The organism is Nocardia sp. CDC153, from assembly GCF_035818515.1.
Lineage (GTDB): Bacteria > Actinomycetota > Actinomycetes > Mycobacteriales > Mycobacteriaceae > Nocardia.
The window spans coordinates 547,920-568,341 of sequence record NZ_JAYKYU010000001.1; the positions used below are offsets into that span (position 1 = coordinate 547,920).

Annotated in this window: 21 protein-coding genes and 1 tRNA gene; 9 read left to right on the forward strand and 13 right to left on the reverse strand. The window is 67.9% G+C overall.

Annotated elements, in window-relative coordinates:
• The first annotated feature begins 307 nt into the window (after window positions 1–307).
• The gene (locus VMT65_RS02410) at window positions 308–1,189 is read left to right on the forward strand and encodes a DUF4393 domain-containing protein (protein WP_326306250.1); all 882 of its coding nucleotides are present in this window, start codon (window positions 308–310) and stop codon (window positions 1,187–1,189) included.
• Window positions 1,190–1,322: 133 nt separating this feature from the next.
• Window positions 1,323–1,847 carry a nuclear transport factor 2 family protein gene (locus VMT65_RS02415; RefSeq protein WP_326306251.1) on the forward strand — a complete coding sequence of 175 codons (525 nt, stop codon included), beginning with the start codon at window positions 1,323–1,325 and terminating at the stop codon, window positions 1,845–1,847.
• Window positions 1,848–1,850: 3 nt separating this feature from the next.
• Here the strand turns inward: VMT65_RS02415 and VMT65_RS02420 are convergent, their stop codons facing one another.
• Both VMT65_RS02420 and VMT65_RS02425 read right to left on the reverse strand, forming a co-directional pair.
• On the reverse strand, window positions 1,851–3,476 hold the full coding sequence (locus VMT65_RS02420) for a peptide chain release factor 3 (RefSeq protein ID WP_326306252.1): 1,626 nt from the start codon (window positions 3,474–3,476) through the stop codon (window positions 1,851–1,853).
• A 78-nt stretch (window positions 3,477–3,554) separates the two neighbouring features.
• Window positions 3,555–4,118, reverse strand: a complete 564-nt coding sequence (locus VMT65_RS02425; protein ID WP_326306253.1) for a TetR/AcrR family transcriptional regulator — start codon at window positions 4,116–4,118, stop codon at window positions 3,555–3,557.
• A 92-nt stretch (window positions 4,119–4,210) separates the two neighbouring features.
• Between VMT65_RS02425 and VMT65_RS02430 the strand changes: the two genes are divergently transcribed.
• A complete protein-coding gene (locus VMT65_RS02430; RefSeq protein ID WP_326306254.1) occupies window positions 4,211–4,873 on the forward strand; it encodes a lysophospholipid acyltransferase family protein in 663 nt (220 codons plus the stop codon).
• Between the two features lie 57 nt (window positions 4,874–4,930).
• On the opposite strand, the gene VMT65_RS02435 is transcribed toward VMT65_RS02430, so the two are convergent.
• Both VMT65_RS02435 and VMT65_RS02440 read right to left on the reverse strand, forming a co-directional pair.
• Window positions 4,931–5,236: a hypothetical protein gene (locus VMT65_RS02435; protein WP_326306255.1), complete on the reverse strand. Its 306-nt coding sequence runs from the start codon at window positions 5,234–5,236 to the stop codon at window positions 4,931–4,933.
• 180 nt (window positions 5,237–5,416) lie between these two features.
• The gene (locus VMT65_RS02440) at window positions 5,417–5,893 is read right to left on the reverse strand and encodes a hypothetical protein (RefSeq protein ID WP_326306256.1); all 477 of its coding nucleotides are present in this window, start codon (window positions 5,891–5,893) and stop codon (window positions 5,417–5,419) included.
• 353 nt (window positions 5,894–6,246) lie between these two features.
• Here VMT65_RS02440 and VMT65_RS02445 point away from each other — a divergent pair, with 353 nt between their 5' ends.
• Together VMT65_RS02445 and pth are read left to right on the forward strand one after the other, a co-directional pair.
• Window positions 6,247–6,852: a 50S ribosomal protein L25/general stress protein Ctc gene (locus tag VMT65_RS02445; RefSeq protein WP_326306257.1), complete on the forward strand. Its 606-nt coding sequence runs from the start codon at window positions 6,247–6,249 to the stop codon at window positions 6,850–6,852.
• A 25-nt stretch (window positions 6,853–6,877) separates the two neighbouring features.
• Window positions 6,878–7,459 carry an aminoacyl-tRNA hydrolase gene (gene pth / locus VMT65_RS02450; protein WP_326306258.1) on the forward strand — a complete coding sequence of 194 codons (582 nt, stop codon included), beginning with the start codon at window positions 6,878–6,880 and terminating at the stop codon, window positions 7,457–7,459.
• A gap of 12 nt (window positions 7,460–7,471) precedes the next feature.
• Here pth and VMT65_RS02455 read toward each other — a convergent pair whose 3' ends face one another.
• The 3 genes from VMT65_RS02455 to VMT65_RS02465 form a co-directional block, all read right to left on the reverse strand.
• On the reverse strand, window positions 7,472–8,044 hold the full coding sequence (locus tag VMT65_RS02455) for a Uma2 family endonuclease (RefSeq protein WP_326306259.1): 573 nt from the start codon (window positions 8,042–8,044) through the stop codon (window positions 7,472–7,474).
• 49 nt (window positions 8,045–8,093) lie between these two features.
• Window positions 8,094–9,740, reverse strand: coding sequence for a fatty acyl-AMP ligase (locus VMT65_RS02460; RefSeq protein WP_326306260.1), 1,647 nt, complete (start codon window positions 9,738–9,740; stop codon window positions 8,094–8,096).
• Window positions 9,741–9,844: 104 nt separating this feature from the next.
• Window positions 9,845–11,017, reverse strand: coding sequence for an aminotransferase class V-fold PLP-dependent enzyme (locus tag VMT65_RS02465; RefSeq protein WP_326307415.1), 1,173 nt, complete (start codon window positions 11,015–11,017; stop codon window positions 9,845–9,847).
• 123 nt (window positions 11,018–11,140) lie between these two features.
• Here VMT65_RS02465 and egtA point away from each other — a divergent pair, with 123 nt between their 5' ends.
• From egtA to egtD, 4 genes are read left to right on the forward strand one after another with little or no spacing between them, the layout of a single operon-like run.
• Window positions 11,141–12,457 (forward strand): ergothioneine biosynthesis glutamate--cysteine ligase EgtA, encoded by a 1,317-nt coding sequence (gene egtA / locus VMT65_RS02470; protein WP_326306261.1) that lies wholly within the window; start codon window positions 11,141–11,143, stop codon window positions 12,455–12,457.
• Complete coding sequence (gene egtB / locus VMT65_RS02475; RefSeq protein ID WP_326306262.1) at window positions 12,454–13,797, forward strand: ergothioneine biosynthesis protein EgtB; 1,344 nt, start codon at window positions 12,454–12,456, stop codon at window positions 13,795–13,797. The genes egtA and egtB overlap by 4 nt, the downstream gene beginning before the upstream one ends.
• Window positions 13,797–14,867: an ergothioneine biosynthesis protein EgtC gene (locus VMT65_RS38355; protein ID WP_442790159.1), complete on the forward strand. Its 1,071-nt coding sequence runs from the start codon at window positions 13,797–13,799 to the stop codon at window positions 14,865–14,867. The genes egtB and VMT65_RS38355 overlap by 1 nt, the downstream gene beginning before the upstream one ends.
• Window positions 14,864–15,835: an L-histidine N(alpha)-methyltransferase gene (gene egtD, locus VMT65_RS02485; RefSeq protein ID WP_326306263.1), complete on the forward strand. Its 972-nt coding sequence runs from the start codon at window positions 14,864–14,866 to the stop codon at window positions 15,833–15,835. The genes VMT65_RS38355 and egtD overlap by 4 nt, the downstream gene beginning before the upstream one ends.
• Window positions 15,836–15,837: 2 nt before the next feature.
• Here the strand turns inward: egtD and VMT65_RS02490 are convergent, their stop codons facing one another.
• The 6 genes from VMT65_RS02490 to VMT65_RS02515 form a co-directional block, all read right to left on the reverse strand.
• Window positions 15,838–16,476, reverse strand: coding sequence for a DUF2461 domain-containing protein (locus VMT65_RS02490; RefSeq protein ID WP_326306264.1), 639 nt, complete (start codon window positions 16,474–16,476; stop codon window positions 15,838–15,840).
• A gap of 13 nt (window positions 16,477–16,489) precedes the next feature.
• A complete protein-coding gene (locus tag VMT65_RS02495) occupies window positions 16,490–17,047 on the reverse strand; it encodes a DUF4190 domain-containing protein (RefSeq protein ID WP_326306265.1) in 558 nt (185 codons plus the stop codon).
• Between the two features lie 73 nt (window positions 17,048–17,120).
• On the reverse strand, window positions 17,121–17,453 hold the full coding sequence (locus tag VMT65_RS02500) for a hypothetical protein (protein WP_326306266.1): 333 nt from the start codon (window positions 17,451–17,453) through the stop codon (window positions 17,121–17,123).
• A gap of 158 nt (window positions 17,454–17,611) precedes the next feature.
• Window positions 17,612–18,592, reverse strand: coding sequence for a ribose-phosphate diphosphokinase (locus VMT65_RS02505; RefSeq protein ID WP_326306267.1), 981 nt, complete (start codon window positions 18,590–18,592; stop codon window positions 17,612–17,614).
• A complete protein-coding gene (glmU, locus tag VMT65_RS02510; RefSeq protein ID WP_326306268.1) occupies window positions 18,589–20,091 on the reverse strand; it encodes a bifunctional UDP-N-acetylglucosamine diphosphorylase/glucosamine-1-phosphate N-acetyltransferase GlmU in 1,503 nt (500 codons plus the stop codon). The genes VMT65_RS02505 and glmU overlap by 4 nt, the downstream gene beginning before the upstream one ends.
• 103 nt (window positions 20,092–20,194) lie before the next feature.
• A tRNA-Gln gene (locus VMT65_RS02515) sits at window positions 20,195–20,265 on the reverse strand.
• Window positions 20,266–20,422 lie beyond the last annotated feature (157 nt).

Below are 20,422 nucleotides of genomic sequence, written 5' to 3' on the forward strand. Positions count from 1 at the left end.
GACTACCCCATCGGCGATTCGGACCTTACTGGCTCTTTAGGAATCGAGTCCAGCCACGCAGTGTCTGAGTCGGAGATCTCGGTCACAGTGGGTGGTCCCTGTGTTCCTCTCCCTTGATGGGACCACGAGAATGGCGGGGACCACATCCATATCGGCGCGTGTGCGGGTTGTGTTGGGGGTCATGCGTGTCGCAGGGGCGCGCGGTGACTGGGGTAACCTTCGTCTGGCTTGCGGGTTCAACGTGCCCACAGGTCCGTCGGGGGCAATAATCTTGTGGACGATTGGGTTCACCTGGCGATATTCGGAGATGGACGTGGCGGAAGACAGGATCCCGGGTCAGGACGTGGCCCGTCCGGGACCTCGTGCCGTGGAACGCAGTTCGGATGTGGAGAAGCGGCAGATCAGCAATGAGGCCCGCCTGATCCGCGGGGTCTTCCGGGCGGCGGGGTTGGCCGCGGGCACCGCGGTGCGGGGGACCGAGTGGGCGGTCGGCACCAGCTTCGAGATCACCAAACAGCTGACCCAGGCCGCACTCGACGGCGAATCCTCGGCCGATATCGCGGAGCGCACGGGGGCGGCGCTGCGGTCCATCGCCCGCAGCGCGCTCGGCGTCACCGAGGGCTCGGTGCGCGAGATCGTCAGCTACGTACCGACTCCCATGGGCGCGCCGCAGCAGGCCATCAGCACCGGGCTCGTGCGCTCGGCCACCACCGAGGAGCTGCGCCGCCGCGGCGACGCGCTGCTGGCGCGCTCGGCCGACGTCTACTTCACCGAGGACGTGCACCCGGCCTACGACCGCATCCTCGATCAGCTCGCCCCGGACGAGGCGCGCATCCTGCGCTTCATGGCCCTGCAGGGCCCGCAGCCGTCGGTCGACGTGCGCACCAACCGGCCGCTGGGCATCGGCTCCGAGCTGGTCGCGGGCGATCTGACCTCGGTGCCCGAGCAGTCCGGCGTCCGCTATCCGGACCGCGCCCGCCACTACCTGATCAACCTCAACCGGCTGGGCCTGACCATGACCTCGGAGGATCCGGTGGTGCTCTCGCGCTACATGGTGCTCGAGGTGCAGCCGGTGGTCGAGCAGGCGCTCAAGAAGGCGGGCCGGGTGCCCAAGATCGTTCGAAAGAGCCTGCGGCTGACCGAATTCGGCGAGGACTTCTGCAACACCTGCTTCAGCATCAACGGATAACCCGCGAACTTTCGGGTACTCCCGACCGTGTCAACCCCGAGTCGTCATGCCTCTGTACCGGCCTGATAGCGATCCGGTACAGATCTGTGCCGATCTCTGAAGCTTTCCTACACCTGATGGGATTGTGGACGGTATGGATCCCGATGCGGTCGCGGCGATCAGCAGGCTCAAGTTCCGCTATCTGCGCGCCTTGGACACCAAGGCGTGGGACGAGTTCGCCGACACCATGATTCCCGAGGCCACCGCCACCTACAGCGAGTACCTGCAGTTCGAATCGCGCGACGCGTTCCTGGCCTTCATGCGGAACACCCTCGGTCCGCACGTCATCACCGAACACCGTTGCGACCACCCGGAAATCGACGTGGACGGCGACACCGCGACCGGCACCTGGTATCTGGCCGACACCGTTCTGATCCCGGGCCACAACATGCTGCTGCGCGGCGCGGCCTTCTACTCCGACCGCTACGTGCTCTGCGACGACGGCCGCTGGCGCATCGCCCACACCGGCTACGAACGCACCTACGAAGTGGTGCTGTCCCTCTCGGACCTACCCAGCCTGCGCCTGACCTCGAGCCGCTGGGGCCTCATCGCCCGCGACCCGGCCGATTCACCCCGCATCGAACCCAGCAGCCAGGACGGCACGGGCACGCTGGGCTGAGGCCTATTCCGTTCCGGCGACCAGGAGTTCGAGGGTGAGCTTCGGCATTTCCTTGCTGATGTACTGCAGCCGCCACTTGTCGCTGAACAGGGCCAGGATCGCGCCGTCGGTGCGGGTGAAGACCTCGACGCCGCGCTGACGGTTGAGCTCCTCGGCCGATTCCGCGTCGGTGCGGCGGGCCAACTGGTACGGCAGATGATCCAGCTGGGTCTCGACATTGAACTCGGATTGCATTCGCGCGGTGACGACTTCGAACTGCATGGGGCCGACCGCGGCCAGCACCGGCGACTGGTCGCCGCGCGCGTCATTGCGCAGCACCTGCACCACGCCCTCGGAGTCGAGCTGGTCGATGGCCTTGCGGAACTGCTTGTACTTGCCCGCGCTCTGGGCGCGCAGGGTGGCGAAGTGCTCGGGCGCGAAGGACGGGATCGGCGGGAACTCGACCTTCTTGTCCACGTACAGGGTGTGGCCGGGGGCCAGGGCGGTGGCGTTCACCAGACCGACCACATCGCCCGGATAAGCGGTGTCGACGGTGGTGCGCTCGCGGCCGAACACGGTCAGCGCGTATTTGGTGGCGAAGGGCCGCCCGGTCTGGGCGTGGGTCACCACCATGCCGCGCTCGAACTCGCCGGAGACGATGCGCATGAACGCCAGCCGGTCGCGGTGCGCGGTGTCCATGCCCGCCTGCACCTTGAAGATGACGGCACTGAACGGCGCGGTGGTCTCGCGCGGCTCGCCCTTGACGTCCTTGCGGGCGCGCGGCGGCGGCGCGAGCTCGACGAGCGTGTCGAGCAGTTGGCGCACACCGAAATTCAGCATGGCGGAGGCGTAGATGACCGGCGAGGTCTGCCCGGCCAGGAACATCTCCTGATCGTGGTCCTGCCCGGCGGCGGAGAGCAGTTCGCTCTCCTCGGCGGCGGTGGACCACGCTTCGCCCTCGCGCTCGGCGGCCTGTTCGGGCGTGTAGTGCTCCTCGGGGGCGATGGTCGCGCCGCCCGCGGTGCGGGTGAAGTGGATGTACTCGACGGGCGCGCCCTCCGCGCCGCGGCGCAGCAGGCCGCGGAAGTCACCGGCGATGCCGACCGGCAGGAACAGCGGGGTCGGGGTCAGACCGATGCGCTCGACGATCTCGTCGAGCAGTTCCAGCGGTGCCTGACCCGGCCGGTCCCACTTGTTGATGACGGTGATGACCGGGATGCCGCGATCGCGCGCGACCTGAAAGAGCTTGAGCGTCTGCGGTTCCAGACCCTTGGCGGCATCGATGAGCATGACCGCGGCGTCGACCGCGGTGAGCACGCGGTAGGTGTCCTCGGAGAAATCGGAGTGACCCGGGGTATCCACCAGATTGATGACGCAGTCGCCGTATTCGAACTGCAGCGCTGTGGAGCTGACCGAGATGCCGCGCGCCTTCTCCATCTCCATCCAGTCGGAGACGGTGGACTTGCGTCCGGCCTTGCCGTGAATGGCACCGGCCTCGGAGATCTTCTTCGCGTGCAGCGCCAGCGCTTCGGTGAGCGTCGACTTACCGGCGTCCGGGTGGGAGATCACCGCGAAGGTGCGCCGCCGCGCCGCCTCGTCGGCCAGCCGCCCGGAGGTAGCAGGGGTCGCGCTGGCAGTCGGGGAACTCACGGGGGACTCCTTTTGTGCAGACGAGGCAACCGGACCAGGGTACGCGACGGGCCCCGTCGCCCGACCGGCCGGTCCAGGTCAGGAGGGAGTCCCGAGGTACCGGGCGATGGATCCCAGGACCAGTGCGCGCAGGTCGGCCTCCGGCGCGACCGCCTCGAGACTGCGGTTGGCGGCGAGCACCGCGAGCCCGTGCAGATTCGTCCACAGACACATGGCGCGTTCGCCGGTCGGATCGGGAACACAGCTCGAGACCAACTCGCGCCAATGCCGGAACAGCGGCAGCGACACCGTCTCGCGCAGATTCTCACCCGCACCCTCGAGCAGGTCGTGCCGGAACATGAGGGCGAACATCTCGGGGCGGCGGACGGCGAACTCCACGTAGGCCAGACCCGTACGATCCACTCGGTGGCGGGGTGAATCTGCTTGCACCGCTTCGATTTCGGCGCGCAGATCGTGATATCCGGCGGCGGCGATGGCGGCGAGCAACGCGGTGTGGGTGGGGAAGTACCGGCGTGGTGCGCCGTGGGAGACACCCGCCTCGCGTGCGATCGCGCGCAAACCCAATTGCGAGGCCCCGGTGTCCTCGAGCATGGCGACGCCCGCCGTCACCAACCGTTCCCGCAGTGGCTCAACCGAAGTCATGCCTCACATTCTCACCGACAGGGGTAGACAGTGTCTACGCGGGTGCGGTAGACACGTAGACAGTGTCTACGCGGGCCTTCGGGAGGAATGTCATGTGGTACTGGCTGCTCAAGCGAGTGCTGGTCGGACCGATGCTGCGGCTGTTGGGTCGACCGAAGGTCGAAGGGCTGCACCATGTTCCGGACGAGGGCCCGGTGATCATCGCTGCGAATCATCTGGCCGTGGTGGATTCGCTCTATCTGTGCCTGGTGCTGCGCCGCAAGGTCACCTTCATTGCCAAGCAGGAGTACTTCACCGAGGGTGGCTTCCGTGGCCGAATCAATCGCTTCGTCATGAACGCGACCGGACAGGTGCCGGTGGACCGCAGCGGCGGGACCGCCGGGTCGGATTCGCTCGCGGCGGCCGTGCGGATTCTGGAGTCGGGCGGCGTCTGGGGCATCCACCCCGAGGGCACGCGCTCACCCGACGGTCGCATCTATCGCGGACGCACCGGCGTGATTCGGGTGGCCATGCGGACCGGCGCACCGGTCATTCCGGTCGTCCTGTCCGGCACCGATCGGGTGAATCCGCGCAATCGGCGTTTCCTGCGTCCGGCCAAGGTTCGCATTTCCTTCGGCCAGCCCCGCTATTTCCTGCCCGCCGATCAGCAGGCCGTGCGTCGCGCCACCGATGATCTGATGGCCGATATCGTGCGCCGCTCGGGTCGCCCCTATGTCGATTGCTACGCGGCCACTTTCACCGCACGGGCCGCATAGGCGAAAAGGCCGGTTATTCGGTATCCCGCGCGAATCCGAATAACCGGCCGTCGGTTTTCAGCCGACGTTCGAGGCGGTACCACTGGAGGTGGCGCCGCCACCCGCGCCGCCGAGGCCCTTCAGTAGACCGTCGATGACGGAGGTGAGCCCGGAGGTCGAGCTACCGGTGCCCCCGGGCTTCGGGGTGGGAGTGGGGGTCGGCGTCGGAGTCGGGGTCGGCGGGCAGTCGTTGGCATTGGTGACGAACTGCAGGCTGTCACCCGCGACGGCGTCCGCGCTGGCGAACGGTGCGGCGAAGGTGACGGCGGTGGAGATGGCGGCTATACCCGCGGCGCTGAGGCCGAGTCGGCGAATGCTCTTCATGAAGCAGTGTCCTTATGGTGCAAGGCATCCCCGAGAGCGGGGAATGATGCGAAACGGTAGTGCTTCAGACTGAAGGATTCAAGACCCGGGAACGGCCGATTCGCGACCCGGAAACGGCAACGGCCGGTTGCGCCGAACCCCTTGGGGGATCCGGGCAACCGGCCGCGTGTGGTCGAACCGTCAGCCGACGCTGGCGCCGTTGCCGCCCGCCAGGCTGCCCAGCAGGTTGGCGATCAGCGGGAACAGGCTGCTCGCGCTGCCGGTTCCGGTGGTGGAGGTCGAGGCGTCGGCGACGGTGATGTCGACCGGGCCGGAGGTCGGCACCGACTGCGAGCCGCCGGTCAGCACGACCCACAGGTGGTGCGACCCGGCGGTGGTCGGGGTCCACTGGACCGAGGCCTGCGCGGAGTCGGTGGAGGTGGCCGAGCCGACGAGCGCATTGCTGCCATTGACGGTGTCGTACACATTCGCGGTGACGCCGGTGACACCGGTCAGAATGTTGATGGTGTACGCGTTACCGGTCGTGAAGTTGCTGCCGACCACCGTCATGCCATTGCTGGCGGTGTCCGCGGCGGCGAGCGGGGCGGTGAGGGCGACGGTGGCGGAGATGGCGGCAATGCCCGCGGCGCTCAGGCCGAACCGGCGAATGTTGTTCATAAAGACTGTTCCTTTTTACTTTCCCCGCAGGTTTCGGGAATCGTTCGGAACGCTAGTGTGTCAGTATCTTTCGAACAAGACCGCGAATAGTTCCTGTGTAATTTCTGGGAATGCGCGCCCGCGGAACGCGAACCGGGGGGTGCCGCGGAGGCCTTCGGACGGCATGTTAGAGTCTTCAGGTTGTCTCGGCGAGGGTGTGGCACCCAGCTGCCCACCGTGATCGACGCGGCTCGGCCTATTCGGCCGTCCATGTTGGTCTTCGCCGACGAGCAGACCAACCTCAGCCAGGGCGGCCCCGTCGCCTGGCGACCCGCTGACATTACAGCCCGGACGAGCCGTAGGAGTAGACAGACATGTCCGACGCCAGCCTTCTCGAAGCCACTGTTCGCACCGAGTTCGGCAAGGGCGCTGCCCGCCGTACCCGTCGCGACGGCAATGTTCCCGCCGTGCTGTACGGCCACAACGAGGAGCCGCAGCACCTGGCCGTCAACGCCCAGGCCTTCGCCGCCATCCTGCGTGAGCACGGCACCAACGCCGTGCTGAACCTGGACATCAACGGCAAGAAGCAGCTGGCGCTGACCAAGTCGGTCGTCGTCCACCCGATCCGCCGCTACATCGAGCACGCCGACCTGCTGATCGTGCGTCGTGGCGAGAAGGTCACCGCCGACGTGCACGTCGCCCTGGTCGGCGAGGCCGCCGCCGGCACCCTGGTCCAGCAGGACACCACCACCCTCTCCATCGAGGCCGAGGCCCTGCACATCCCCGAGTCCATCGAGGTCTCCATCGAGGGCGTCGAGGCCGGCACCCAGATCCTCGCGGGCCAGATCGCGCTGCCGAAGGGTGTCACCCTGGCCGGCGACGCCGAGACCCTGATCGTCAACATCATCGCCGCCCCGGCCGCCGCCGCCGAGGAAGAGGCCGGCGAAGAGGCCGCTTCCGAAGAGGCCGCCGCGGAGTAATTCCCTACTCCCGCAACGGTTCTAGATGACCGAGGCAAACGCCGGGCCCACGCTGGTGGTCGGACTGGGTAATCCCGGATCCGAATACGAGCGCACCCGGCACAATGTCGGTTTCATGGTCGCCGATGTGCTCGCGGAGCGCGTCGGCGGCCGTTTCACCGTGCACAAGAAGTCCGGCGCGGATCTGCTCGAGGCCCGCCTGGATGGGCGCAAGGTGCTGCTGGCCAAGCCGCGCACCTACATGAACCTGTCCGGGCGGCCCGTCGCCGCACTGGCCAAATTCTTCTCCGTCCCCGCCACCGAGGTGATCGTCGTCCACGACGAACTCGACCTCCCGTTCGGTGCCGTGCGACTCAAGCGCGGCGGCGGCGAGGGCGGACACAATGGGCTGCGGTCGATTTCGCAGGCCCTCACCACCAAGGACTATCTGCGCGTCCGCTTCGGCATCGGCCGCCCGCCGGGCCGCCAGGACCCCGCCGATTTCGTCCTGAAGCCCTTCTCCGCGCCGGAGCGCAAAGAGGTTCCGGTGATCGTCGAGCAGGCCGCCGACGCGGTCGAGCTCCTGCTGCGCGTCGGCCTTGAAACCGCGCAGAACCAGCTGCACTGACACGCGGTCGGATCAGCGCGCGAGTTTATCGAGGTCGATTTCGATCGGGAACGGGACTCGCATGCTCAGACTGTCTCGGTGGGGCCCGGTCGGCACATACGAGCGAGTGAGTTCATCGAGTTCGTAGGAGTGGACGACGGGAGCGCCGCCTTCGTCTTCAATTCGCCAGTAGTAGCGGATACCTGCACGCGCATACTTGAACGGCTTGGTCTCTCGATCGCGTTCCTGAGACTCATCGGAAACCACCTCGATCGCGAGTGAGACCTCGTCTGCCAGAAATTGGGTCCGCTTCGCATCGTAGGGAACAGCGGCGACCACTACGTCGGGCTCAGGGCGGCTTCGCTTGCTCAATTTGACCGTCATCTGCGGTTCGACGGTGTATCCCTCCGGTGCCTGGGCTGCCAATGCGTCGGTGAGGCGCAGAATGATGCGAGCATGCCAGGATCGTTGCGGGGACATCATGAAGATCAGTGCTCCGTCGATCAGCTCGGTGTGACGCGGCAAATTCGGAATTCGGTCGAGATCGTCCGCCTCCCAGCCGCTCGGCCGGGGCGGATACATCCACTCGGGTAGCGTGGCAGTCATCCGACGTCCTGTCCTCGTTGTTCAGCCTGATCTTCTGTTCCAGGGTAGTTCAATGGAGCTGCGTCGCGGTGGCTGAGCGGCGGAGCTTGCCGGAGGAGGTCTTGGGGAGGGCGCCGGGGCCGAGGACGGTGACGGTGCGGGGGCGGACGCCTACTTCGGAGAAGACGGCGTGGACGATGTCGTGTTCGATGCGGTGGACTTCCTCGGGGTTCTGGAAGTCGTTGGATTCGACTACGACGGCGAAGCTTTCGCGTTTCTGGCCCGCGTCGAGGCGGACCGCTACCGCGTTGCCGGGACGAACGCCCTTGACGCGCAGGGCGGCTCGTTCGATATCCGTCGGGAAGATATTGCGGCCACCCATGATGATGACGTCCTTGATGCGGCCGCACACCACGACCAGACCGTCCTCGGTGAAGTAGCCGATGTCGCCGGTGTCGAGCCAGCCGTCGGGATCCTGGGCGGGGCGGAAGCCGTCGACGGTGACATAGCCGGAAGTGACGGCGGGGCCGCGTAATTCGATGACGCCGACACTGCGGACGGGCAGCGGCTGGCGTTCGGCGTCGACCACCCGGCCCTCGAGATTGTCGACCAGGTAGCCGAGGGTGGGCAGGCGGCGGACATTGCCGTGGTGGTGTTCGGGATGGCGGACGGGGACGGCCTTGCCGAGGGCCTCGAGGAGGTCGGCGTCGACGACGTCGAGGACCTGGCCCAGGCCTGGATCGGGAATGCTCACGGCGAGCGTGGTTTCGGCCATGCCGTAGACGGGGGTCAGGGACATGGGGTTGAGCCCGAAGCGTTTTCCCGCCTCGGCGAGGGCGTCCATGGTGTCGGCATCGACGGGTTCCGCGCCGTTCCACATGTAGCGCACGCTGCTCAGGTCCACCGCGCCGTCGGCGGCGTTGCGCAGCCGGCGAGCCAGCAGCGAGTAGGCGAAATTCGGTGCGGCGGTGACCGTTCCGCGGTACTTCGAGATGAGTTCGGCCCACAGGATGGGTCGGGTCAGGAAGTCCATTGGCGTCACGCACACCACTTCCGCGCCGAACTGCATTGGCACGCTGAGGAATCCGACCATCCCCATGTCGTGGAACAGCGGCAGCCAGCTGACCATCACGTCCTCGTCGAGCTGGAATTTCACCCGATCGAACATGGCGTAGGCGTTGACGTAGAAGTTGCCGTGCGTGATCCGCACCGCCTTGGGTGAGCCGGTGGAGCCGGATGTCAACTGCTGCAGGGCGATATCGTCCTCGCCGGTCGGCACCGGATCGATGGGCGCGCCCGCCCGCATGGCGTCGATGGTGATGACCGCGATCCCGCGTTCGCGCAGCAGCGGTTCCGCGATCTCGAACGGCGCGCCCAGGATCACCGCCCGCGCCTCGATCATGCCCAGCACCGTCTCGGTGTCGCGTGTCCACACCGCGAGATCGGTGCGCGGCGTCGGCTGATGCAGCATGGTGATCGAGGCCCCGCGCATCCACACCGCCTGGCAGGCGGGCGCGATATCGACCGGCATGCCCGCCAGGACACCCACCGCGTCACCCGGCCCGATTGCGGCCGCGGCCAGACCACCCGCCATCCGCCGCGCGATCTCGTGAATCTCACCCCACCCCTGCCGCACCGGCGCATCCGGCTCCCCCGTCACCAGCCCCCGCCGGGAGACGCGGGCGGTGGCATACATTTCCTCGGTGAAGCGGCTCACGATGACTCCTCGAGCGCAGAACCAGCACCACAAATATCCCGCGTCGAGTGCAGGCCGTTAACCGTTTTCGCCGGTTCGCGTCCGGTTCCGCCGGGGTCGCCGCCCTAGGTGAGCGCTGCGACCGCCCGCACGAAGGTGTCGAGGTCCTCGAAGCTCACGAAGCAGTGTGGGGAGGCGCGCACCACCGAATTCAGTTCGCGCGCGGACATATCCAGCAGCGTCGACCCGCGGAAGCTGACCGTCACGGTGATGGCCTCGGCGGCCAGGCGGTCGCGGACCTGGACCGGTTCCAGGCCGTCGACGGTGAAGGACACGATGCCCGCGTGCTGGGTGCCGCGGTCGCGCACATCCACCCCCGGAATCTCCTGCAGCGCCTTGCGCAGGTACTCGGCGCGCTCGGCAATGGCCGCGTAGACCTGCGCCGGGCCGTGGTCGAGCAGATAGCGCGCGGCCGCGCCCAGGCCGAGGCGGGCGGCCACGCCGCACTCCCAGAATTCGAAGCGGCTGGCGTCGGGGGCCAGGACGTAGTCGTCGGCGGCGGTCCATTCGGCGCCGTGCAGGTCCAGGCGGGTGGGCTCGAGGCTCAGCGCCAGCTCCGGGCGGACGTAGAGGAAGCCGGTGCCGCGCGGGCCGCGCAGCCATTTGCGGCCGGTCGCCGAGAGGGCGTCAACGTCGAGTTCGGCGACGTCGAGCGGTAGCTGCCCGGCCGATTGGCAGGCATCCAGTAGCACCAGCGCACCCACGCGATGCGCGATGCGGGCGGCCTCGGCGACCGGGTTCACCAGACCGCCATTGGTCGGAACATGAACCAGCGACACCAGTTTCACGCGCTCGTCGAGCATGGCCTCGAGCGCGTCCAGATCGAGCTGCCCGCTCGAGTCGCTGGGAATCGCCTCCACCGTCGCGCCGGACTGCCGGGCGCGTTGCAGGGCGGCGATGGCATTGCTGCCGTAGTCCACGCCCGAGATCAGAATGCGGTCGCCCGGGGCCAGCGGGACCGAGTAGAAGAAGTCGCTCCACGAGCGGCTGGCGCTGTCGCTGAGCGCCAGGGCGGCCGGGTCGGCGTTGATCAGCTCGCCCAGCGCCGTCTTGACGCCGTGCAGGTCGTCGATGCGCTCGTTGGCCGCGCGATAGCCACCGATCTCGGCCTCGCGCCGCAGGTGGGCGATGGTGGTGTCGACGACGACCCGGGGCGGTAGCGAGGAGCCCGCACTATCGAGAAATACCTGATTTTCACAACCAGGTGTATCGGCCCGTAACCCCGCGATATCCAGCATGGCATCGACCATATCGGTTGCGGTGTTCTCCATTTCGTCAGATTTCTTGTCATACACCCTCGCTACTCTGGTTGGGGTCGCCGTCGAGCCCCTGGCGGTGACCGCATCAGACGGAGGTTGGCAATGGCTGTCACGGCGTCACCGACCGATGTGCTGCACAGTGGCCTGGCCGAATCGGAGCCCGGCGGCGACTTCTCCTCACGCGCCGCCGCCGAGGCTTACGTCGGAAAAGTCTGTTTCAAACAGGGTCCACCGTCACTCATCGGTGCCGAACTCGAGTGGCTCACCGCGCAGGGTGAACCGTCGGCATCACGCTCGCGTCCGAGCCTGCGGGCTCTCGCGGACGCACTCGGACCGCATGCGCCGCGGTCTATTTCCCCCGATTCCCCGGCCGTTCCGTTGCCGGGAGGCAGCCGGGTCACTCTCGAACCCGGCGGTCAGATCGAACTGTCCAGTGCCCCGTTCGGCACCGCCGCCGAACTGTGTGAGCGCTTGCGGGCAGACACGATCCGCCTGCGGGAGCTGCTCGAATCCCGCGGTATCCGCACCTTTTCCGCCGCCGCCGACGCGGGTCGGCGGCCGCTGCGTGTGCTGCAGCTGCCGCGGTACCGGGCCATGGAGCGATCCTTCGCCGGTATCGGGCCATTCGGCGCGCTCATGATGTGCAATACGGCCGCCACCCAGGTCAGCGTGGACGCGGGCGCCGATCCCGTCGAGATCGCGGCCCGGTGGAATGTCCTGTACGCCATGGGCCCGGCCCTGCTGGCCGCCTTCGCCTGCTCGCCCGACCTGCATTCCGCCCCGCCCGGTGACTGGGCGTCGCAGCGCATGCGGGCCTGGCAGCGGCTCGACCAGTTGCGGACCCGTCCGCCAGTGCACGATTGGGCCGATCCCATTGCCGGATACGCGCGCTGGGTGCTGGACGTGCCGCTGCTGTGCGTGCGTCCCCGCATCCCCGCGAGCGATCCGGGCGCCGCCGATTGGACGGCCCCGCCCGGGGCCACCTTCGCCGATTGGCTGTGCGGGGCGCTGGACGCGGAGATCGGGCGGCGGCCGGATCGCGACGATCTGGATTACCACCTGACCACGGTCTTCCCGCCGGTCCGCGCGGCCGGGCACCTCGAGGTCCGCTACCTCGACGCGCAGCCGGGGGACGGGTGGACGGTGCCGGTGCACGCCTTCGACGCGCTGCTGTCCGGGCCCGGAATTGTCGCGGAGGCACAGGGTTTGGCCGCGCCGACCGCGGCCGCCTGGTCCGAGGCCGCCCGCCACGGGCTGGCCGATCCGCAGTTGCGAGCCACCGCCGTCGCGCTGCTCGAGCTGGCCACCGCACACGCCGCCACACCGGAGGCCGCCAAGGCATTGGCCGCCGCCGCCGACCGATGTCGCAGCGGTCGGCCGCCCGCGCAGGGCGAACACGAATCGGGAGTTCTGTCATGACAATTCAGCACCTGCCCGGCACCGACCGGGCCGAGACCGAGCGGCTGCGGGCACGCATCGCGGACACGCTCGAACGGGCGCGGCGACGGACCATCGGATTGACCGAATGCGTCGACGAGGCCGAGCTGGTCGCCCAGCATTCGCGCATCATGAGTCCCCTGGTCTGGGACCTCGCGCACATTGGAAATCAGGAAGAACTGTGGCTGGTCCGCGATGTCGGCGGGCGGGAACCCGTGCGCCAGGACATCGATCACCTCTACGACGCCTTCAAACACGCCCGCGCGGATCGGCCCGCGCTGCCGCTGCTGAATCCGGGGCAGGCCCGCGAGTACGTCGGCACCGTGCGCGAGAAGGTGTGGGATGTGCTCGAGCACAGCCCATTACGCGGTGACGGGCTGGTCGAGGGTGGTTTCGCCTTCGGCATGATCGCCCAGCACGAACAGCAGCACGACGAGACCATGCTGGCCACCCACCAGCTGCGCGTCGGGCAGGCCGTGCTGTCCGCGCCGCCGACGCCGCCCGCGCGGGTGGCGGTCACGGGCGAAGTCGTCATTCCCGCAGGGGAATTCGTCATGGGCACCGATAGTGACCCGTGGGCGCTCGACAATGAACGCCCGGCCCATCCGGTGCACGTCGACGGGTTCGCGATCGATGCCGCGCCCATCACCAATGAGCAGTACCTCGCTTTCGTCGACGACGGCGGCTATGAGCGCCCGGAACTCTGGTCCGAGCGCGGCTGGGCCCACCGCGTCGAGGCCGGGCTGATCGCGCCCCAATTCTGGGAGCAGGATGCCGGAGGCCGTTGGTGGCGCAGGGTTTTCGGCACCATGCAACCGCTGCGTGCGCACCAGCCGGTGGTCCATGTGTGCTGGTTCGAGGCCGAGGCGTATGCGACCTGGGCGGGCAAACGCCTGCCCACCGAGGCCGAATGGGAGAAGGCCGCCCGCTTCGACCCCGAGACGGGCCGCTCGCGCCGATACCCTTGGGGCGACACCGATCCCACCGAGCAACTCGCCAATCTCGGCCAGCACCACCTGGAACCGGCCGACGTCGGCGCGTATCCGGCCGGTGCCTCCCCGGCGGGCGTGCATCAGCTGATCGGTGACGTCTGGGAGTGGACCGCTTCGGGTTTCGACCCCTACCCGGGCTTCCGCGCCTTCCCCTACCGCGAATACTCCGAGGTCTTCTACGGCGGTGACTACCGGGTCCTGCGCGGCGGCTCCTTCGGTGCCGACCAGGTCGCCTCCCGGGGCACCTTCCGCAACTGGGACCACCCCATCCGCCGCCAGATCTTCTCCGGCTTCCGCCTGGCCAGAGACCTGACCCCGGACGAGCGCTGATGTGCCGTCACCTCGCCTACCTGGGCCCGCCGGTCCCGGTAGGCGACCTCCTGACCCGTGGCCCGCACTCGCTGCGCACCCAATCCTGGGCACCTCGCGAAATGCGCGGCGGCGGAACGATCAACGCCGACGGCTTCGGCGTCGCCTGGTGGCACCACCCCGACGCCGCGTCCCCCGACCACGGCCCCGGCGTCATCTGGCACGGCGGCGCAACCCCGGACATCCGCGCCTCCGCCGAGTCCGCCGAGGCGGACGAGACGGATTCCGCCGCAGGTGATCTGGTCGTCAGCCGCTACCGCAATGCCGCCCCGATCTGGACGGATCCGGCCGTGGACGAGGTGCTGCCCCAGATCCGCTCCACCGCGGTGCTGGCCGCAATCCGTTCCGCCACGGTCGGAATGCCGGTCGAACGCGCCGCCTGCGCCCCTTTCACCCACGCCCGCTGGGCCTTCAGCCACAACGGCGCGATCCCCGACTGGCGACGGGTCCTGACCGAGGTGGCAGCCGAATTCGGCTCCCCCTCACTGCTCGACGCCGAATCCCTCACCGACTCGGCCACCCTCTGGGTGATCCTGCGCGGTCTGCTCGACAGTGCGGGTGGTTCCGGTTCGATCCACACGAATTCGGTGCGTTCCGAGGCACACGGTTTCGGCGCGGCGGTCGCGTTCGGCTCGACCGTCCGTGTCACTGCGGGATCCGATGAGCCGCCGGAGGTTCGGGCCTGGGGTTGGTCCTCCACCACCGAAGGCGGCGGTGCGGCGGCCTCTCCGCGTCGGGTGGGAGCGACGGAGGCGGGGGAGGCGTTGCGGGTGGTCATGGCGGCGGTGTTGCGGCGGTCGCCGGAGGCGCGGTTGAACCTGTTGTTGGGGGATGGGGTGGGGGTTTGGGCCACGACGTGGCATCACTCTTTGTCGGTCCTGGAGGCCGACGGGTTCGTGGTGGTGGCCTCGGAACCGTTCGATGAGGATCCGCGGTGGCGGCCGATTGCCGATCGGCAGTTGGTGCGCGTGCGGGGCGGGCGGGTTTCGGTGGAGCCACTGGATATCGAGATCGGAAGGGCTGGTTCATGAATACGGCAACGGTGGAGATTCATCTCACCGATGAAGACCTGACCACCGCGCTGCGCGACGATGTGCGGCGCGGGTTGACGGCGGAGCCGAAGTGGCTGCCGCCCAAGTGGTTCTACGACGCGCGGGGCAGCGAGCTGTTCGAGAAGATCACCGAGCTGCCGGAGTACTACCCGACGCGGACCGAGCGAGCGCTGCTGGAGCGGGTGGTGGCCGAGATCGCGCGGATCGCGCGGGCCGAGGTACTGGTCGAACTGGGCGCGGGATCGGCAGCCAAGACACGGCTGATCCTCAATGCCATGCAGGCCGAGGGACCGTTGAAGAGCTATGTGCCGCAGGATGTCTCGGTGTCGGCGCTGCGCATGGCGGCCGACGAGGTGGCCTCGGAGTTCCCGGGCCTGGGCGTGCACGGTGTGGTCAGCGACTTCACCGGCACGCTGGACAATCTGCCCGGCGGCGGGCGGCGCATGGTGGCGTTCCTGGGCGGCACCATCGGCAATCTGGTCCCGGCCGAGCGCGCCGAATTCCTCGGCGGCATCCGGGATGTCCTGGAACCGGGCGAACAGCTGCTGCTGGGCGCGGGCCTGGTCATCGACCCGGCGGTGCTGGTGCCCGCCTACGACGACGCCGCCGGTGTCACCGCGGAGTTCAATCGCAATGTGCTGCACGTGCTCAACACCCGGCTGGGCGCGAACTTCGAGCCGGAGAAGTTCGCGCACGTCGCCATCTGGGACGCCGAGCACGAGTGGATCGAAATGCGCCTGGAGGCCACCGAACCCATGACGGTCCGCATCCAGGATCTCGACCTCACCGTCGAATTCGCCGAGGGCGAGCAGCTACGCACCGAGATCTCCGCCAAATTCCGCCGCGAGACCCTCGAAACCGAACTGGACGCAGCCGGTTTCACCACCGAGCACATCTGGACCGATCCGGACGACCGCTTCGCCCTGATCCTGGCCGAGCGCCGGTAGCGCTACTTCTGGTCGGTGACCGCGGCCAGCCACTCGATCAGCGGCCGCATCTGCTCCCACGCCGCCCGGATCTCCCGGGCGGCGCGGGGCGTGGTCAGCCACTTGGGCGCGCCGAAATCCTTTCCAGCGGTGAGGGATTTATGGCGAAGCAGCTCAATGCGGGGGTGGTCGATGTCGTAGCCCTTGGGCTTGGTGGTCAGTCGGTCGCCGCCGATGGTGTATCCGGCCGAAACCAGCTGGGCGATCAGCCCTTCGAGTTCGGCGCCGCGCACCTCGTCGTCGATGGCCGCCCGCAGTGCGGTCAGCTGTGCGGGCGAGGCGGCGTACATGCCGCCCGCCACCCGCAACCCGGCCGCGCCGATCTGCACGTACCACCCGGAGTACTGCGCGCTGTACACCACCGCGCCCTGATGGTTCTTGTAGGGCGACTTGTCCTTGGCGAAGCGCACATCCCGGTACGGCCGGAAGATCTTGGCCGCGCCGAAGTCCGGTTCCAGCTCGGCCACAAGGGCTTTCATCGGGTCCCGCACGGACTCTTCCCATACCTGCTTGTGGGCGTTCCAGAAGGCCTTGGAGTTATCGGCTTCCAGGTCCTCGTAGAAATCGAGTCCGGCGAGCGGGAACCCGGTGAATGCGGTCATGGCTAGCCATTATTCATCGCGAGGAACCGACGACCGCCAGCCCTATCCCGATGCCGATGATCATGCACACGCCCGCCGCGATGGCCGCCCACTTGCCCAGCGGTTCGCCCTTGTTGTTGCCGACCACGCCCAGCACGATGCCGACGATCCCGAGGATCGGGCACAGCAGCAGCGCCAGGCCCGCGCAGACGAAGCCGATGATGGAGAACACCTGCGAGCCGCTGCGCGGCGGGGGCGCACCGTATTCCGCACCGCCGGGATACGGCTGGTACGGCTGACCGTAGGGCTGCCCGTACTGCTGATCGCCGGGTCCGAACTGCTGTGGGTACGGCGGCGGGGAGCCCTGCGGGTAGGGCTGATGCGCGCCTCCGGGTGGGGCCGCGTAGCCGCCGCCCGGCGGATACGCGGGCGGGGTGAGCGGGGGAAATGGTGTGGAGTCGGCCGGTGCGGGGTGGTCGGCGGCCGTCGCGTCGTCGTCCTTTTTGGACAGATCGAGCGGCTCCGCGTCGTCCTTACCGTGTGGCGTACCTGATTCGTGCGGCGTACCGGGTTCGTTCGGTGGCGTGCTCATGTCGCGCCCTCCTCGGTCGTGGTGTGACGCCTCTCCTAAGGTTTCCCGCTACCGGACTCGCTATGCAACTGTCCTAATCGCCTGGTTCGTCGACAATTTCCATGGCGGCCACCTCGGCGGGCCGGTCGTCCTCGGCCACGTACTCCTCGCGCTGCCGTCGCCGCGTCCACTCCTGGTCCAGCTCGGCTCCTATGCCGAGCCGACCGGTGTCGTCGTTCTCGCGATTGCGGATGACCAGATCCTCGGGCGGATCGGCGATGTACCGCTCGTATTCGCGGATGTCGTCTTCCTGATCGTCGTCGCCGAGGTCGTAGTCGAGGTTGTCGACGTCACTGTCGAAGACCTGATCGGTTTCGAAGACCTCGTCCATGAGTCGGGCGTCGTCCTCGTCGGGCCGGTCGGCCATTCGGCACCACCTCTCCGCGCGATCAGCGCACAAGTAGCAAACACCGAGTCCGCGTCCAACGCTACCGCGTGCGGCAGGAATCGGACATCCATTGCCACCCCCATTTCATACGACAGCGCCCCCTCCGACACTCGGAAGGGGCGCTGTCGTGCGGGCGGTTACGCGTTGCCGTTGAAAAGCCCTGTGACGGAGCCGTTCTCGAACACCTCGCGGATGGTCTGCGCCAGCAGCGGGGCGATCGAGAGCACGGTCAGCGTGGGGAACTTCTTCGACTCGTCGATCGGCAGGGTGTTGGTCACCACGACCTCCTTGGCCCCACAGCTCGCGAGCCGCTCGGCGGCCGGGGCCGACAGGATGCCGTGGGTGGCGGCGATGACCACGTCACCCGCGCCCGCCTCCTTGAGCACCTTGACCGCGCCGGCGATGGTGCCGCCGGTGTCGATCATGTCGTCGATCAGGATGCAGGTGCGGCCCTCGACCTCACCGACCACGCGGTTGGAGACGGTCTGGTTGGGCACCAGCGGGTCACGGGTCTTGTGGATGAACGCCATCGGCGCGTCGGCCAGCGAGTTCGCCCACTTCTCGGCGACCTTCACACGACCGGCGTCGGGGGAGACGACGGTGATGTTGGACAGGTCGTAGTTGACGCGGATGTGCTCGGCCAGCTGCACCTGCGCGTGCATGTGATCGACCGGGCCGTCGAAGAAGCCCTGGATCTGATCGGTGTGCAGGTCGATGGTGATGATCCGGTCCGCGCCCGCGGTCTTGAGCAGGTCGGCGATCAGGCGGGCCGAGATGGGCTCGCGGCCGCGGTGCTTCTTGTCCTGGCGGGCGTAGGGGTAGAACGGCAGCACCGAGGTGATGCGCTTGGCCGAGCCGCGCTTGAGCGCGTCGATCATGATCAGGTGCTCCATGACCCACTGGTTGAGCGGGGCCGGGAAGCTCTGCAGCACGAAGGCGTCCGAGCCACGTACCGATTCCTCGAACCGGACGAAGGTCTCGCCGTTCGCGAAGTCGCGCGCGGTCTGGGGGGTGACGTGGACATTGAGTTCCTTGGCCACCGCCTCGGCGAGCTCGGGATGAGCGCGTCCGGAGAACAGCATCAGGTTCTTCTGGTTATCGGTAGAGAACGCGGTCACTGACGTTCGCCATCCTTTTGCTCGGTGGATATCTCGGTGGTTCCCGGCTGATCCGGGAGAGCCGCGAGGGCCGCTTCGGCCGCGCGGGCTGCATCGGTGCCGGGGCGATTGCGCTGCACCCAGCCTTCGAGGTTGCGCTGTGCACCACCCGAGACCGCGAGCGCTCCCGGTGGAACATTTCTGCGCAGTACAGTACCCGCCCCCGAGTACGCGCCGTCACCCACGGTGACCGGCGCGACGAACATATTGTCGCTGCCCGTGCGTACGTGCGAGCCGACCGTGGTGTGGTGCTTCTTGACCCCGTCGTAATTGACGAAAACGCTGGCCGCGCCGATATTGCTGTACTCGCCGATGGTGGCGTCGCCCACGTAGCTCAGATGCGGGACCTTGGAATGCGAGCCGATGGACGCGTTCTTCGTCTCGACGAAGGTGCCGATCTTGCCCGCCTCGCCCAACGAGGTGCCGGGCCGCAGGTAGGCGAAGGGCCCCACGCTCGCGCCCGGACCGATATTGGCCTTCTCGCCGTGCGTGCGGACCACCTTCGCGCCGTCGCCGACGGTGACGTCGGTGAGCGTGCAGTCCGGTCCGATCTCGGCGTCCTCGCCGATCACGGTGTCGCCCAACAGTTGTACGCCCGGGCGGATGATCGCGTCGCGGCCGATCACCACATTGCCGTCGATCCAGGTGGAGCCCGGGTCGACGATGGTGACCCCGGCGCGCATGTGCCGCTCCAGGATGTAGCGGTTGAGGGTGCGCGCGGCCCCGGCCAGCTGCACCCGATCGTTCACGCCGGTGACCTTGGCGGAATCGATCAGCCGCGCGCCGTGCACCGGATGCCCGGCCTCGCGGGCCAGCTTGAGCACATCGGTGAGATACAGCTCGTGGCGGGCGTTGGCGGTATCGATGCGCGAGATCATGACTCGCAACACGGCCGCGTCGAAGACGTAGACGCCGGAGTTGACCTCGGTGATGGCCGCCTGCTCGGGGGTGGCGTCGGCGTGCTCGACGATCTCCATCACCCGATGCTGGGCATCGCGCACGATGCGGCCGTAGCCGTTGGGGTCCTCGGGCTCGAAAGTCAGTACGGTGACCGCGGATCCGTCGGAGTAGCTGTTGTGCTCGTCGAGCAGCGCGTTGAGCGTGTGCCCGTCCAGCAGCGGCACATCGGCGTAGGTGACCAGCACATTGCCGGTGAAGTCCGCGGGCAGCACCGACAGCGCGCACTGCACCGCGTGCCCGGTGCCGCGCTGTTCCTCCTGCACCGCCAGGGTGATCTGGCGTCCCAGTTCCGCGCCCACCTTGCCGACCGCGTCGCCGACCTGCTCGCGGTCGTGGCCGATCACGGTGATGAGCGACGTCGGGTCGATCTCGTGCGCGGCATGCAGCGCGTGGGCGAGCATGCTCCGACCGGCGAGCGGGTGCAACACCTTGGGTGTCTTGGACCGCATTCGGGTTCCGGCTCCGGCGGCGAGAACGACGACGGCGGTCTGCTGTGGCATGGATCTCCCTCGGCTGCCGGTCATCGTGTGCTGAGTCAGTTCTTGCTGGGCCACAGGTGGTCAGCGATTGTGCGGGGCCAACCATATCGACCCTGCTCGCGAGCTCCGCCGCCAGGACTCGAACCTGGACAAACTGAACCAAAATCAGTTGTGCTGCCATTACACCACGGCGGATTGCAGCGTCATGCGGGTCTGATCCTCGCATGAACTACCCCCGAACGTCGAACTGTCCCGCCTCCCCGCGTTTTTTGCCGACCGGCCAGGCGCACATCGCCTTACGCTCCGGACCGGCGGTTCCCGACACGGCCGGCTCAGCCGGTACCCCGGGAGT